The 16,196-nt window shown below is 32.5% G+C and carries 14 protein-coding genes and 1 tRNA gene; 11 read left to right on the forward strand and 4 right to left on the reverse strand.

The window, feature by feature from the left end; translation table 11 throughout:
* Positions 1–2 precede the first annotated feature (2 nt).
* The 9 genes from uvrA to whiA all read left to right on the forward strand — a co-directional run bounded on the left by uvrA (position 3) and on the right by whiA (position 11,056).
* A complete protein-coding gene (gene uvrA, locus ACVBFA_RS04330; RefSeq protein ID WP_126122509.1) occupies positions 3–2,837 on the forward strand; it encodes an excinuclease ABC subunit UvrA in 2,835 nt (944 codons plus the stop codon).
* Positions 2,838–3,191: 354 nt separating this feature from the next.
* Positions 3,192–4,124 carry an HPr(Ser) kinase/phosphatase gene (gene hprK / locus ACVBFA_RS04335; RefSeq protein ID WP_126122510.1) on the forward strand — a complete coding sequence of 311 codons (933 nt, stop codon included), beginning with the start codon at positions 3,192–3,194 and terminating at the stop codon, positions 4,122–4,124.
* Positions 4,125–4,129: 5 nt separating this feature from the next.
* On the forward strand, positions 4,130–4,969 hold the full coding sequence (gene lgt, locus ACVBFA_RS04340; protein ID WP_126122511.1) for a prolipoprotein diacylglyceryl transferase: 840 nt from the start codon (positions 4,130–4,132) through the stop codon (positions 4,967–4,969).
* On the forward strand, positions 4,966–5,502 hold the full coding sequence (locus tag ACVBFA_RS04345; protein ID WP_447158786.1) for an acyltransferase: 537 nt from the start codon (positions 4,966–4,968) through the stop codon (positions 5,500–5,502). The genes lgt and ACVBFA_RS04345 overlap by 4 nt, the downstream gene beginning before the upstream one ends.
* Entirely contained in the window at positions 5,469–6,908 is a 1,440-nt protein-coding gene (locus ACVBFA_RS04350; protein WP_126122513.1) for a tetratricopeptide repeat protein, read from the forward strand. Before ACVBFA_RS04345 ends, ACVBFA_RS04350 begins: the two co-directional genes overlap by 34 nt.
* A 64-nt stretch (positions 6,909–6,972) precedes the next feature.
* On the forward strand, positions 6,973–7,905 hold the full coding sequence (gene trxB / locus ACVBFA_RS04355) for a thioredoxin-disulfide reductase (RefSeq protein WP_002438914.1): 933 nt from the start codon (positions 6,973–6,975) through the stop codon (positions 7,903–7,905).
* Between the two features lie 175 nt (positions 7,906–8,080).
* Complete coding sequence (rapZ, locus tag ACVBFA_RS04360; RefSeq protein WP_002457583.1) at positions 8,081–8,989, forward strand: RNase adapter RapZ; 909 nt, start codon at positions 8,081–8,083, stop codon at positions 8,987–8,989.
* Positions 8,989–9,984, forward strand: coding sequence for a gluconeogenesis factor YvcK family protein (locus ACVBFA_RS04365; RefSeq protein ID WP_002486648.1), 996 nt, complete (start codon positions 8,989–8,991; stop codon positions 9,982–9,984). The genes rapZ and ACVBFA_RS04365 overlap by 1 nt, the downstream gene beginning before the upstream one ends.
* Before the next feature lie 127 nt (positions 9,985–10,111).
* Complete coding sequence (gene whiA / locus ACVBFA_RS04370) at positions 10,112–11,056, forward strand: DNA-binding protein WhiA (RefSeq protein ID WP_002486659.1); 945 nt, start codon at positions 10,112–10,114, stop codon at positions 11,054–11,056.
* A 67-nt stretch (positions 11,057–11,123) separates the two neighbouring features.
* Here whiA and ACVBFA_RS04375 read toward each other — a convergent pair.
* Positions 11,124–11,195: transfer RNA gene (locus ACVBFA_RS04375), tRNA-Arg, on the reverse strand.
* Between the two features lie 188 nt (positions 11,196–11,383).
* On the opposite strand from ACVBFA_RS04375, the gene clpP reads away from it, so the two are divergent.
* Positions 11,384–11,968 carry an ATP-dependent Clp endopeptidase proteolytic subunit ClpP gene (gene clpP / locus ACVBFA_RS04380; RefSeq protein ID WP_001829659.1) on the forward strand — a complete coding sequence of 195 codons (585 nt, stop codon included), beginning with the start codon at positions 11,384–11,386 and terminating at the stop codon, positions 11,966–11,968.
* Between the two features lie 107 nt (positions 11,969–12,075).
* Here clpP and ACVBFA_RS04385 read toward each other — a convergent pair.
* From ACVBFA_RS04385 to ACVBFA_RS04395, 3 genes are all read right to left on the reverse strand, one after another.
* A protein-coding gene (locus ACVBFA_RS04385; protein WP_088922760.1) for an IS3 family transposase occupies positions 12,076–13,217 on the reverse strand; the annotation gives its coding sequence in 2 pieces (ribosomal slippage) (positions 12,076–12,947 and positions 12,947–13,217; 1,143 coding nt in all).
* A gap of 178 nt (positions 13,218–13,395) precedes the next feature.
* Positions 13,396–13,587, reverse strand: a complete 192-nt coding sequence (locus ACVBFA_RS04390) for a hypothetical protein (RefSeq protein WP_002445958.1) — start codon at positions 13,585–13,587, stop codon at positions 13,396–13,398.
* 30 nt (positions 13,588–13,617) lie between these two features.
* The gene (locus tag ACVBFA_RS04395; RefSeq protein ID WP_002445959.1) at positions 13,618–14,517 is read right to left on the reverse strand and encodes a TIGR01777 family oxidoreductase; all 900 of its coding nucleotides are present in this window, start codon (positions 14,515–14,517) and stop codon (positions 13,618–13,620) included.
* Between the two features lie 865 nt (positions 14,518–15,382).
* Here ACVBFA_RS04395 and ACVBFA_RS04400 point away from each other — a divergent pair.
* Positions 15,383–16,003, forward strand: a complete 621-nt coding sequence (locus ACVBFA_RS04400) for a DUF4887 domain-containing protein (RefSeq protein ID WP_164539677.1) — start codon at positions 15,383–15,385, stop codon at positions 16,001–16,003.
* Positions 16,004–16,196 lie beyond the last annotated feature (193 nt).

Consider the following 16,196-nt stretch of genomic DNA (forward strand, 5'->3'; position numbering starts at 1 on the left):
AAATGAAAGGACCGTCAATTGTAGTAAAAGGTGCGCAAGCACATAATTTAAAAGGAGTAGATATTGAATTACCTAAAAACAAGTTGATTGTCATGACTGGACTTTCAGGCTCAGGTAAGTCTTCGTTAGCATTCGATACTATTTATGCTGAAGGTCAACGACGTTATGTGGAATCGTTAAGTGCATATGCGCGACAATTTTTAGGACAAATGGACAAACCTGATGTAGATACCATTGAAGGTTTGTCACCGGCAATATCTATTGATCAGAAGACGACAAGTAAAAACCCACGTTCTACCGTTGCCACTGTGACTGAAATCTATGATTATATTCGATTATTATATGCGCGTGTCGGTAAACCGTACTGTCCTTACCACGGTATAGAAATTGAATCACAAACTGTTCAACAAATGGTTGATCGTATTTTAGAATTGGAAGAACGTACAAAAATTCAATTACTCGCACCAGTCATTTCACATAGAAAAGGAAGTCATGAAAAGTTAATTGAAGATATAGGTAAGAAAGGATATGTGCGTTTACGTGTTGATGATGAAATCGTCGATGTAAATGAAGTGCCTCAATTGGATAAAAATAAAAATCACACAATTGAAGTTGTTGTTGATAGACTTGTAGTTAAAGACGGCATTGAGACGCGTCTAGCGGACTCTATTGAGACAGCACTTGAACTTGCTGAAGGTAATTTAACAGTTGACGTTATTAATGGAGAGGAACTTAAATTCTCTGAGAACCACGCATGTCCTATTTGTGGTTTCTCTATTGGTGAATTAGAACCAAGAATGTTTAGTTTCAATAGTCCGTTTGGTGCGTGTCCAACTTGTGATGGTTTAGGTCAAAAACTAAAAGTAGACCTAGATTTAGTCATTCCAGATAAAAATAAAACTTTAAATGAAGGCGCAATTGAACCATGGGAACCAACAAGTTCGGATTTTTATCCAACTTTATTAAAACGTGTATGTGAAGTCTACAAAATTAATATGGATAAGCCATATAAAAAATTGACTGATAGACAAAAAAATATACTGATGAATGGTTCTGGAGAAAAAGAAATTGAATTTACATTTACGCAACGAAATGGTGGTACTCGTAAACGTAAAATGGTTTTTGAAGGTGTGGTACCTAATATTGACCGTCGATACCATGAATCTCCCTCTGAATATACACGCGAAATGATGAGTAAATACATGACAGAGTTACCGTGTGAAACTTGTCATGGCAAACGTTTAAGCAAAGAAGCGTTATCTGTATATGTAGGCGACTATAATATAGGTGAAGTCGTTGAATATTCAATTAAAAATGCACTTTATTATTTCGAAAACTTAAAATTAAGCGATCAAGATAAATCGATTGCAGATCAAATTTTAAAAGAGATTATTTCAAGATTATCATTTTTAAATAATGTTGGTTTAGAATATTTGACTTTAGATCGTTCATCTGGAACTTTATCTGGAGGGGAAGCTCAACGTATTCGTTTAGCAACACAGATCGGTTCGCGATTAACCGGAGTACTGTATGTTTTAGATGAACCTTCTATTGGATTACATCAAAGAGATAATGATAGATTAATTAACACTTTAAAAGAAATGCGTGATTTAGGTAATACACTCATTGTCGTTGAACATGATGATGATACGATGAGAGCAGCTGATTATTTAGTTGATGTGGGTCCGGGAGCTGGTAACCACGGTGGAGAGGTTGTCTCAAGTGGTACTCCTAATAAAGTAATGAAAGATAAAAAGTCTTTAACTGGTCAATATTTAAGCGGAAAAAAACGAATAGAAGTCCCTGAATACAGACGTGAAATCACTGATAGAAAGATTCAAATTAAAGGTGCCAAAAGTAATAATTTGAAAAATGTAAATGTAGACTTCCCACTATCCGTCTTAACTGTAGTTACAGGTGTTTCAGGTTCTGGCAAAAGTTCACTCGTCAATGAAATTTTATATAAAGCATTAGCTCAAAAAATTAATAAATCTAAAGTGAAACCTGGGAATTTTGATGAAATCAAAGGAATCGATCAATTAGATAAAATCATTGATATTGATCAATCGCCAATAGGTAGAACACCACGTTCTAACCCAGCCACATACACTGGTGTCTTTGATGATATAAGAGATGTCTTTGCACAAACGAATGAAGCCAAAATACGAGGTTATCAAAAGGGTAGATTTAGTTTTAATGTCAAAGGTGGACGATGTGAAGCCTGTAAAGGTGATGGAATTATAAAAATTGAAATGCATTTTTTACCAGATGTCTATGTACCTTGTGAAGTGTGTGATGGTAAACGTTATAATCGTGAGACTTTAGAGGTAACATACAAAGGGAAAAATATTGCGGATGTGTTAGAAATGACTGTTGAAGAAGCTACGCATTTCTTTGAAAATATCCCTAAGATTAAGCGAAAATTACAAACACTTGTAGATGTTGGGTTGGGGTACATTACTTTAGGTCAACAAGCTACTACATTATCTGGTGGTGAAGCGCAACGTGTAAAACTAGCATCAGAATTGCACAAGCGTTCAACGGGGCGTTCTATTTACATTCTTGATGAACCAACTACAGGATTACATGTCGATGATATAAGTCGTTTATTAAAGGTATTGAATCGTATAGTGGAAAATGGTGATACGGTCGTTATTATCGAACACAATCTTGATGTTATTAAAACGGCTGATTATATTATTGATTTAGGTCCAGAAGGCGGTGAAGGTGGAGGAACAATCATCGCAACTGGTACACCTGAAGAGATTGCTCAAAATAAACGATCTTACACTGGTCAATACTTAAAGCCAGTATTAGAGAGAGACAGAGTTGAATAGTAAGATGTATGACTAGTAATAAAATGATAGATTAACTTAAAAAGCTCTAAGATGACTTCTACACAAAGAATCTTAGAGCTTTATATATTAAATTAATTTCATTAATTTGAGCATAAATCATCAAATAGTCATTTGAATTTCGATTTAGATTATTATTTAAGGTATATTTTTTAACTCAATCAGTCAACTACTCGATTGTAAAATGGAAGTGAAATCTAGTTTGTCTCAAAACAGCAATGATTTAAGAAACTTTTAAAATTTAAAATCATCATTTTAATATAAAACATGAGTTGATTTTTGATATGATAATAGAAAAGGAAGATACGAATGGCTTATGAAATTTGAGGTGAATGCATGTTAACAACAGATAGATTAGTTAATACGTTAAATTTAGAATTACTTACTGGTGAAGAAGGTTTAGATAGACCAATTAAAAACACAGATATTTCACGTCCAGGTTTAGAAATGGCTGGATATTTTTCACATTATGCTTCAGACCGTATTCAATTATTAGGGACAACGGAGTTATCATTTTATAATTTACTTCCAGATGAAGAAAAGAAAGGAAGAATGAGAAAATTATGCCGACCTGAAACTCCAGCGATTATTGTTACACGTGGGTTAGAACCACCAGCAGAACTCATAAGTGCATCTCAAGAAACGCATACACCAATTATTGTTGCGAAAGATGCCACAACGAGTTTAATGAGTAGGTTAACGACATTTCTCGAACATGAACTCGCGAAAACCACTTCTTTGCACGGTGTACTTGTTGATGTTTATGGTGTAGGTGTACTAATTACAGGAGATTCTGGCATTGGAAAAAGTGAAACTGCATTAGAATTAGTCAAACGTGGTCATAGATTAGTGGCTGATGATAATGTAGAAATCAAAGAAATTACTAAGGATGAACTTGTTGGAAAACCTCCTAAACTTATCGAACATTTGCTAGAGATTCGTGGTCTCGGTATCATTAATGTTATGACTTTATTTGGAGCAGGATCAATATTAACTGAAAAACAAATTCGATTAAATATTAATTTAGAAAATTGGAATAAGAATAAGTTATACGATCGTGTAGGTCTTAATGAAGAAACATTGAAGATTCTTGATACGGAAATCACTAAAAAAACGATACCAGTTAGACCAGGGCGTAATGTAGCAGTAATTATTGAAGTAGCGGCTATGAATTATCGTCTTAATATCATGGGTATTAATACAGCAGTTGAATTTAATGAGAGACTCAATGAAGAAATCGTTCGAAATAGTCATAAAAGTGAGGAGTAACACAAATGAATATAACATTAGGATATATCGATCCTGTTGCCTTTAGCTTGGGACCAATCCAAGTTCGATGGTATGGAATTATTATTGCTTGTGGTATCTTACTTGGATATTTCATTGCACAAGCAGCATTGAAACAGGTTGGATTACATAAAGACACTTTAATCGATATAATATTTTATAGCGCGATTGTTGGATTCATAGTTGCGAGAATATACTTTGTTACATTTCAATGGCCATATTACATGAATCACTTGAGTGAGATACCAAAAATTTGGCATGGTGGTATAGCCATACATGGCGGTTTAATTGGTGGACTTATCACTGGGATTATTGTTTGTAAAATCAAAAATCTACATCCGTTTCAAATAGGAGATATTGTGGCACCAAGTATTATTTTAGCTCAAGGGATAGGACGCTGGGGGAACTTTATGAATCATGAAGCGCATGGAGGTCCAGTATCTAGAGCTTTTCTAGAACATTTACATTTGCCAGACTTTATTATTAGAAATATGTATATTGAAGGTCAATATTATCACCCGACATTTCTATATGAGTCAATTTGGGATGTGATAGGTTTTGTCATTTTAATTACTTTAAGGAAACGTCTAAAACTTGGAGAGACATTCTTTGGTTATCTTATTTGGTATTCTGTAGGACGCTTCTTCGTTGAGGCGATGAGAACCGATAGTTTGATGCTTACGAGTCATATACGTGTCGCGCAACTTGTTTCTGTCGTGCTTATTATGATTAGTGTGATATTCGTAATTTATAGAAGAGTTAAACATCAACCAATAAAATATGAAAATTCAGGACCATTAACATGGCCGATTAAAAAGGCTAAGTGATTATTTTGAGACGATTAAGTAAAGAGAAGTATCATCAAGTGAATCCTTTATGGCATATATATAGAAAAATTAAATTCGTAAAAGTGCTAAAGCAAACGGTGGTTATAGAAATTGCAAGATTTGTTCCTAGTATGAAACTTAAAAATAAAATATATAAAAAGCTTTTAAAAATGGATGTCGGGAATCATGCTTCATTTGCATATAAAGTGTTGCCTGATTTGTTTTATCCAGAATACATTTCGGTTGGCAAGAATACAGTCATTGGTTATAATACAACAATATTAACTCACGAAGTTCTTGTTGATGAGTGGAGAGTGGGAAAAGTCATTATAGGCGATTACACTTTAATAGGTGCAAATACGACAATATTACCAGGGAAAACTATAGGAAATGATGTTAAAATTGGTGCGGGTACGGTTGTGTCTAAAGATGTTCCCGATTACAGTTTTGCATTTGGTAATCCTATGCAAATACAATTAGATTCAGGAGGTGACAATGAATGGCACAAAAAGAAAATAATATCATTCCAATGATTTTTGATGAGACTTTTTACCGTAAAATGGCTACCCAAAAGTGGCAACAACAAGATTACAAGAAGGCGGCAGAATATTATGAAAAAGTGCTTGAGTTGTCACCTGAGGATTTTGATATTCAACAACACTATGCGCAATGTTTAGTTAAATTAAATATCGGCAAAAAAGCAGAACATCTTTTTTATGAGAATATTGTTAAAGACTTTCATGTAGAAGAAAGCTTCTATGAACTAAGTCAATTAAATATAGAATTAAACGAGCCAAACAAGGCATTCTTGTTTGGTATTAATTATGTAATATTGTCAGATGATAAAGATTTTAGAGAAATGCTTGAAAAAACATTCGAAGTCACGTATACAAGTGAACAAAAAATTGAATTAGAAGCACAATTGTTTTCAACACAACTTTTATTTCAATTTCTCTTTTCACAAGGTAGGTTAGAAGAAGCCCGAGCATTTATTTTGAATCAATCTTACGAGATTCAACAGCATAGGGTGATTAGGAATTTACTTGCAATGTGTTATTTGTATCTAGGTGAGTATGATAGTGCCAAAGCAATGTTTGAAGAACTTTTAAAGGAAGATAATTCAGATGTGCATGCACTTTGTCACTACACATTATTACTTTATAATAAAAAGGAAACAGAAAAATATCAAAAATATCTTAAAATACTTAATAAAGTAGTACCACTAAATGACGACGAAACCTTTAAATTAGGAATAGTATTGAGTTATTTAAAACAGTATCGTGCTTCTCAGAATTTACTTTATCCACTTTATAAAAAAGGTAAATTTGTCTCTATTCAACTGTATAATGCATTGAGCTTCAATTTTTATTACCTAGGAAATAAAGACGAAAGTATTGAGATGTGGAACAAGCTCACTCAAATTTCTAAAGTTGATGTAGGTTATGCACCTTGGGTAATTGAGGAAAGTAAAACGGTATTTGAATCACGAGTGTTACCATTATTACTAGATGATAATAATCATTATCGACTTTACGGTATTTTTTTACTTCATCAATTAAATGGAAAAGAAATACTAATGACTGAAGATATTTGGTCAATTCTTGAATCAATGAATGACTATGAGAAACTTTATCTCACATATTTGGTACAAGGACTCACACTCAATAAATTAGATTTTATACACAGAGGTATGCAAAGGTTGTATAATTTTAAGCAATTCAAATATAACACGTCTTTATTTACAGATTGGATTAATCAAGCAGAAATGATTATAGCTGAAAATGTAGATTTAGTAGATGTCGATAGATATGTCGCTGCATTTGTTTACCTAACGTATTGTCGTTCTAGCCAACCATTCACCAAGAAGCAATTGATGGACGATTTTAATGTTTCTAAATACAAACTGAATAAAGCAATTGAATTTATATTGAGCATATAAATTTATGAAATGAAAAGTATGATATATAATGCGCATAATGATTAATAAGTAGGAGGCATTTAAAATGACTGAAGTAGATTTTGATGTAGCAATAATCGGTGCAGGTCCTGCCGGCATGACAGCAGCAGTATATGCATCACGTGCCAATTTAAAAACTGTCATGATTGAACGCGGTATGCCAGGCGGTCAAATGGCAAACACTGAAGAAGTAGAGAATTTTCCAGGATTTGAGATGATCACAGGCCCTGATTTATCTACTAAAATGTTTGAACATGCTAAAAAATTTGGTGCGGAATACCAATATGGCGATATTAAATCTGTTGAAGATAAAGGTGACTATAAAGTTATCAATTTAGGGAATAAAGAGATAACAGCTCATGCAGTTATTATCTCAACTGGAGCAGAGTATAAAAAGATTGGCGTTCCTGGTGAACAAGAATTAGGAGGACGTGGAGTAAGTTATTGTGCGGTTTGTGATGGAGCATTCTTTAAAAATAAACGTCTTTTCGTAATTGGCGGTGGAGATTCAGCGGTAGAAGAAGGAACTTTCTTAACTAAATTTGCAGATAAAGTAACAATTGTTCATCGTAGAGATGAATTACGTGCACAAAACATCTTGCAAGAACGTGCCTTCAAAAATGATAAGGTTGACTTTATTTGGAGTCATACACTTAAAACAATTAATGAAAAAGATGGTAAAGTTGGTTCAGTTACACTTGAATCAACTAAAGATGGTGCTGAACAGACTTATGATGCCGATGGTGTATTCATTTATATTGGAATGAAACCACTCACAGCGCCATTTAAAAATCTTGGTATTACAAATGACGCAGGATACATTGTCACACAAGATGACATGAGTACTAAAGTACGAGGTATTTTTGCTGCAGGTGATGTTCGTGATAAAGGATTACGTCAAATTGTTACTGCTACAGGAGACGGTAGTATTGCGGCGCAAAGTGCAGCTGACTATATTACAGAATTAAAAGATAATTAAAATTTAACTCATTTTACACATAGCTAGAACATTGTTTGCGTCAAAGTATCGTCATCAATGATTCTAGCTTTTTTAATTACAATATAAGTATGTTACTTTGCATATTTGAGTGTGATAAGATGAATTTAATATAATGATATTGATTGAAGATTATAATTGGCGGTGACTTAAGAAAATGGCAAGCAACGAAAAAGAAATGGGTAAAAGTGAATTGTTAGTTGTTACAGGTATGTCTGGAGCGGGTAAATCATTGGTGATTCAAAGTCTCGAAGATATGGGTTTTTTCTGTGTAGATAATTTACCACCTGTACTGTTACCTAAATTTGTAGAATTGATGGCTCAAGGAAATCCTTCATTGCAAAAAGTAGCAATTGCAATAGATTTAAGAGGTAAGGAATTATTTAAATCTCTAGTTAAAGAAATTGATATTATTAAAAGTCGCAATGACGTGATTTTAGATGTTATGTTTTTGGAAGCTAAAACAGAAAAAATTATTTCACGTTATAAAGAATCAAGAAGAGCGCACCCACTAAATGAACAAGGACAAAGATCATTAATAGATGCAATAAATGAGGAACGTGAACATCTATCAGAAATCCGAAGTATCGCTAATTACGTGATTGATACAACAAAATTAAAACCTAAAGAATTAAAGCAACGCATTTCAAAGTTTTATTTAGATGAAAACTTTGAAACATTTACTATCAACGTGACAAGTTTTGGTTTCAAGCATGGTATACAAATGGATGCTGATTTAGTTTTTGATGTCAGATTTCTACCTAATCCTTACTATGTAGAGGAATTGCGTCCATTTACTGGTTTAGATGAGCCAGTGTACAATTACGTTATGAAGTGGAAAGAAACTCAAATATTTTTTGATAAATTAACAGATTTACTAAAATATATGATTCCTGGCTACAAAAAAGAAGGTAAATCGCAATTGGTTATTGCTATAGGTTGTACGGGTGGACAACATCGATCAGTCGCATTAGCTAAACGTTTAGCTGAATATCTTAATGAGATTTTTGAATATAATGTTTATGTGCATCATAGAGATGCGCATATTGAAAGTGGAGAGAGATAATGAAACAAATGAATGTAGTACTTATTGGTGGTGGTACTGGACTTTCTGTCCTTGCTAGAGGCCTTAGAGAATTTCCAATAGACATTACTGCCATCGTTACTGTAGCGGACAATGGTGGGAGCACGGGGAAAATTAGAGATGTCATGGATATTCCAGCGCCTGGTGATATTCGTAATGTCATTGCTGCTTTAAGTGACTCGGAATCGATATTAACTCAATTGTTCCAGTACCGTTTTGGTGAAAATCAAGTAGATGGACATTCATTAGGTAATTTAGTTATTGCTGGAATGACTAATATTACCAATGACTTTGGGCACGCTATTAAAGAATTAAGTAAAGTTTTAAATATTAAAGGCCAAGTCATCCCTTCAACAAACACAAGTGTGCAACTCAACGCGGTGATGGAAGACGGTGAAATTGTACATGGAGAAACCAATATACCTAAAACACATAAAAAAATAAATCGGGTGTTTTTAGAGCCAAGTGATGTTGAACCAATGAATGAAGCGGTAGAAGCTTTAGAACAAGCAGATTTAATCGTCTTAGGTCCAGGTTCATTATATACAAGTGTTATATCAAATTTATGTGTCAAAGGCATTTCAGAAGCATTATTACGTACCTCTGCCCCAAAACTTTATGTATCTAATGTTATGACACAACCAGGCGAGACAGATAATTATGATGTTAAAGAGCATATTGATGCACTTACTCGACAAGTTGGTGAACCATTTGTTGATTTTGTCATATGTAGCTCAGAATCATATAGTAAAGATGTTTTACAACGATATGAAGAAAAGAATTCAAAACCAGTAGCAGTACATAAAGAACAATTAAAAGATAGTGGAATTAGAGTTTTAACGGCGTCTAATTTAGTTGAAATATCTAATGAACACTATGTCAGACATAACACAAAAGTATTATCAAAAATGATTTATGAACTTGCCTTAGATTTAACAAGTACAATTCGCTTTACTCCTAGTGATAAAAAGAAATAATTATAAGTGAAATCGTAGTTTATGATATGATAGCTTAAGTGTGTGTTTAGAATTAGAAAAACTTTACACCTCATTAGCGATACTATAAATAAGAATAGAAAAATGGATTAGGAAGGATGAGTGTTCAATGAGCTTTGCATCAGATATGAAAAATGAACTAACACGCATAGAAGTTGACGAATCGAATGCAAAAGCAGAGCTCAGTGCATTAATTCGCATGAATGGCGCGCTTAGTCTATCAAATCAACAGTTTGTAATTAATGTACAGACAGAAAATGCGACAACAGCTCGTCGAATTTACTCTCTTATCAAACGTATATTTAATGTTGAAGTTGAAATTTTAGTTAGAAAAAAGATGAAATTGAAAAAAAACAATATTTATATATGTCGAACAAAGATGTTAGCAAAAGAAATACTAAATGATTTAGGTATTTTAAAAGAGGGAGTTTTTACTCACGATATTGATCCGGATATGATTAAAGATGATGAAATGAAAAGAAGTTATTTAAGAGGGGCTTTCTTAGCAGGTGGTTCTGTAAATAACCCTGAAACATCTTCATATCATCTCGAAATTTTTTCACAATATGAAGATCATTCCGAAGGTCTTACTAAATTGATGAATAGTTATGAACTCAATGCGAAACATTTGGAACGTAAAAAAGGGAGTATTGCATATCTTAAAGAAGCTGAAAAAATTTCTGACTTTCTTAGTTTGATTGGTGGCTATCAAGCATTACTAAAGTTTGAAGATGTAAGAATTGTCCGTGATATGCGTAATTCGGTTAATCGTCTCGTTAATTGTGAAACAGCAAATCTTAATAAAACTGTTAGCGCAGCAATGAAACAGGTAGAAAGTATACAATTAATTGATGAAGAGATTGGCCTTGAAAATTTACCTGATCGTTTGAGAGAAGTAGCGAAGCTCAGAGTAGAACATCAAGAAATATCTTTAAAAGAATTGGGTGAGATGGTTTCTACAGGACCTATATCTAAATCAGGTATGAATCACCGTTTAAGAAAGTTGAATGAATTAGCGGATAAAATAAGAAATGGTGACCAAATTGAATTATAAAAAATGAGATTTTAAGACTGAAATTACAAATAATCTCAGGCATTAAAATCTCAACATTATTAAGCAACCCCCTCGAGAGGAATCGAACCTCTATTTTAAGAACCGGAATCTTATGTGTTATCCATTACACTACGAGGGGTAAATAGTGAAATAATCACATTTCTGTACGTCGTTCAATAATGACGGTACAATAAAAACGATAATTCTAGTTTACAAATGAAAAGGTTAAGCGTCAAATTGAATTTTTGATTAATAAGCTTAATCTTTGACCATTTTTGACTTTTAAGGTAAAATAATTTTAACAGTTATTATAAGGAGGAAAAATAAATGAATTTAATTCCTACAGTTATTGAAACAACTAACCGCGGTGAACGTGCGTATGATATATATTCACGTTTATTGAAAGACCGTATTATCATGCTAGGTTCTCAAATTGATGATAACGTAGCTAACTCTATTGTGTCACAATTATTATTCTTGCAAGCGCAAGATTCTGAAAAGGATATTTATTTATATATTAATTCACCAGGTGGCAGTGTAACTGCTGGATTTGCTATTTATGATACTATCCAGCATATCAAACCAGACGTACAAACAATCTGTATTGGTATGGCAGCGTCTATGGGTTCATTCTTGTTAGCAGCAGGTGCAAAAGGTAAACGATTTGCACTACCTAATGCTGAAGTTATGATTCACCAACCTTTAGGTGGTGCACAAGGACAAGCAACTGAAATTGAGATTGCAGCAAATCATATTTTAAAAACACGTGAAAAATTAAATCGTATTTTATCAGAACGTACAGGTCAATCTATTGAAAAAATTCAACAAGATACTGATCGCGACAACTTCTTAACAGCTGCAGAAGCTAAAGAATATGGATTAATTGATGAAGTAATGGAGCCAGAAAAATAATAAAATAAACGTTGCATGATTATTGATTAATACACAAAACCCTAGTAGACGAAAATGTATATTGGCACTGAACCCTTAAAACGGGAACTTAATAAAAACACCATGTTCTAGGCTATTAATTCTCTGTATTTTACAGGGGCTAAGTAGCCTAGTTTTTGTTGAATTCGATTATTATTATAGTTTTTAATGTACTTTTCGACAATATCTATTACAATATGATTAGAGCGATTAAGCTCATTATTGATGTAAAAAGTTTCAGACTTTAGCGAGGAATGGAAACTTTCTATCGGGGCGTTATCGGCAGGTGTTCCCTTTCGGGACATACTTCTGATAATGCCTTTTTCTTCGCACAATTGATAATAAGCATAAGATGTATAAACGCTGCCTTGATCACTATGTAATATACAACCCTCAGGTATATCGATTTGATTTAATGTATCATTAACTAAACTTTGGTCTTGTTTATCATCTATTTTATACGCCACAATTTCTCCGTTATAAATATCCATTATCGAAGATAAATACAACATAGAATGGCCAAATGGTAAATAAGTAATATCGGTTGTTAATACTTCCATTGGACAACTCGCTTTAAATTGTCTTTGTAATAAATTGTCCGTTTTATAATACGGTTTACCTATTCTTGTCGTCTTTTTCGTTCTAACTCGGCAGTTCAAATGATGCTTCTGCATCATTCTCTGTACTCTCTTATGATTAATTGGTGATGTATAACATTGATTAATCAATGTTGTAATCTTGCGATAACCGTAGGTATAGTGGTTAGCTTTACATAATTCAATGACTTTTTGTGTTACGGCATCATCTTTATGAGTTTTGTTTTTCCATCGGTAATATGTTGATTTAGGTATGTTTAATACTTCTAGTATCAATTTGATTGAATATTTTACTTTTAATTGATCCACTAAATCTATGACTACTGTTGGTACCACTTCCTTTCCAATGCCTTGTACTTTTTTAAAATATCCAATTCTATATCTTTTCTCTTATTTTCTAATTTTAATTGTTCTACTTCTGACAGCTCTTCTAATCCTTTACCGTAGGTATATTGTTTACCCACATGTTGTGAAAATCTATAACTTTCCCCATTTCGATACCATCGCCACCAAGTTTTCACTTGTGTTCTATTTTTAATATTTAATTCTTTCATAATTTCTTTTGTTGAAAATCCTGCTGCTTTCATTTCAACTGCTTTATACTTTGTTTCTACTGAATAAGAAACTCTTTTCATAGAAAAAACACCTCCGTATGATTCATTTTAATATGAATTCAACGAAAGTGTTTTTATATAATTCCCACTAATTGGGGTCAGTCTATATTTTATCATTAGTCTACTAGGGTTTTTGTTTTAAAAAATATATGAATGTAGATTTAGAATGAAATGATTATTTTCTTTAAACCGATGAAATTTAACGTTTAGAGTGTTTTGATGTTTGATACATGGTATTCAATGTTGTTGATAATAAAATGATTCCAACTAATATAAACAATATCGACATTAATATCATTGATAACGTACGTTCAAATGCAAATATACCATTAGCAATTAGTAAAACACTTGCAATGATTAATAATATATATGTTAATTGAGTATCTTTCATTTCATACCCCTTCTTCTTATGGTGTAATTCTTAAGCTTTAATTAAATCATCTAAAGCATTTCTTAAATTATTATACTTAAACTCAAAACCTAGTGCATGTAATTTATTTGGAAGTACTTTTTGTGTATCTAATATGACAGTAGACATCTGACCTAACACTGTACGTAGTATCAATTTAGGTGCCCACGTTTCATGTGGTTTATGCATCGCACGTGCTAATGTATAACCGAATAAATTTTGTCTTTCAGGAATAGGTGCAGTTAAATTAAATGGACCTTCAGCGTTATCGTGATTGATAGTAAATAAAATACCTCTAATTAAGTCATCTATATGAATCCATGAGTACCATTGTCTTCCAGAGCCGAGTTTTCCCCCAACGTATAAACGATACGGAAGTTTCATCATTTCAAGAGCGCCACCATCGTCTGATAGAATAAGGCCGAATCGACCTAAAACGACACGTGTACCGAATTGCTTAAATTTATTAGCAAAACGTTCCCATTGATATACGATTTCTGATAAGAAATCAAATGGAAGTGTTTGATATAACTCCGTATAACTTGTAAATAAATCTGGAGGGTAGTAGCCCATTGCACTTGCGTTAAATAAAACTTCTGGTTTGTGTTCACGTGTTTCAAAAAGTTCAAATAGTGTTTGCGTTGATTGAATACGACTAAGCATCATCGCTTGTTTGTGGGAAGATGTCCAACGTTTATTCAACGTTGCACCAGCTAAATTAATAACAATATCTATATCTGGTACTTGATGTTGCCAATCCTCTTTTGACCAGTTGATATACGTGATTTTTGGATGATTAGAAGTTTTATCCTGTCTGGTTAAAATTGTAATATGTGCATCGGTTTGTTTAATTTCATTGACTAAGTGTGAACCGACCATGCCAGTTCCACCAGTGATTAAATAGCGTTTCATAGTTTCACCTCGTCTGAAAATAAAAAGCTGTCATCTTATTGATAGTTATTATTATTATTCATATTTTATACATTTTTTAGCCAATAAGATGTCAAAGACTTTTTTTAATATGCATTTAAAATAAAAACAGATTAGTTATAATAAAATTGTACCTTCGATAATTAATTAAACATCTCTTAATTAGTATGAGTATACCCCATAATATACTGACGAAGGTAAATTTTGACTCCCTTTAGTAGTGGATCCGTGCGAGCAACGTATGGATCCTTTTTTTATTCTAAAATACATATACCCCATTTAATAGTAAATACTGTATAAAAGAGTACATTCTTAATATTGTTTATTCCGTAAAATAAAAGGTTAAAGTGGTAATAAAATAAAGTATCTATGTTCTAACTATAAAAGTTTTTTAAAATAATTATAAACCAGTAAAAAAGAAGTTAAAACTAATTCTACTTTTTATACTTGTGAAATAGTTTCATTTTATATCACTATTTATTTTAAACTTTTTTAAATGATGTTGTGAATTATTTTGCACAAGTAAATGTAATAGGTAAATCTACGAACACTCGTGTTAAGATTTGATTAAGTTATTTAAAAATGATGTTAATCAATCAGTATGATGTTATCATGTATGAGATAATTAAATATAAAGTTGTATTGATTGATTAAACTCAAATATCACTATTATATAATCTCATTGGACTTTGTTATTTAATTATTCCCAAAAGTTCTGTTGAAAATAATTTTAGGGAAATACTACTTTTAATTATTGAAAATAGTTAAGATTTGATTTTTTGCAATGATTCAATAGTATTGTTTTTGAGATAAATTAGTGTTTAAGAATGAAAGAGAGGTAAACAAGATGAGCGGTATCTCCAAATTTATTAGTGCGATTGTAGTATTGCTATTATTAATAGGTTTAGCATTTGGTATTTACTCATTTGTCGATAGTTCAAAAAAAGGCAACGAACGACTCAGTAATAAAACAACACAGCAAGAAAAGAAAAAAGACGATAAAGATAAAAAGGAAAAAAAAGACAAAAAATCGGAGGAAGAAAAAAAGAATAATACACAACAAACGCAACAAGTTCCTCAAACTCAACAAACTCAACAAACGCAGCAAACTGTTCAAACGCCACAAAGACCTACGACTCAAACTCCGGTGAAACAAAATCCACAAACAGGAGAAAAGAGAGCAAAAGAGCCAAAAACTGACGAAAGAAAAAAATCTAGACAAGACAGTTCAAATTCTAAAGAAAGCCCAAGTCAAAAAGATCAATCGCCAACACAACAAAAGCCACAACAAAATAAATCTAACCAGTCATCAGCAAATCGTCAAAGCACCCAAAATAGATCAAATCAAACACAGTCAACCAGACCACAAAACAATGGAAATAGTGGCAATCAAAATGCTAGTTCAGGACAAAATACACAAAAACAAAATAGTAACAATCAAAATTCTCAAAGCTCAAAAAAGGATTAATAAGAAAGAACATAAAAATTTCTGTAAAGTTCATCTTGTGACTATTCCTAAAAACAGGTTTAAGGTCACTTCAGTAAGTCATGATTTGTTCATTTTAATCTTTATTAACTCGAGTTAACCCAGTGGGTGGGACTTCGAATTCAAAATGAATTCAGTCCCACCCTTTTTATATTTATATAATCCAAAAAATTAG

It is taken from the genome of Staphylococcus sp. MSU001, assembly GCF_052976705.1.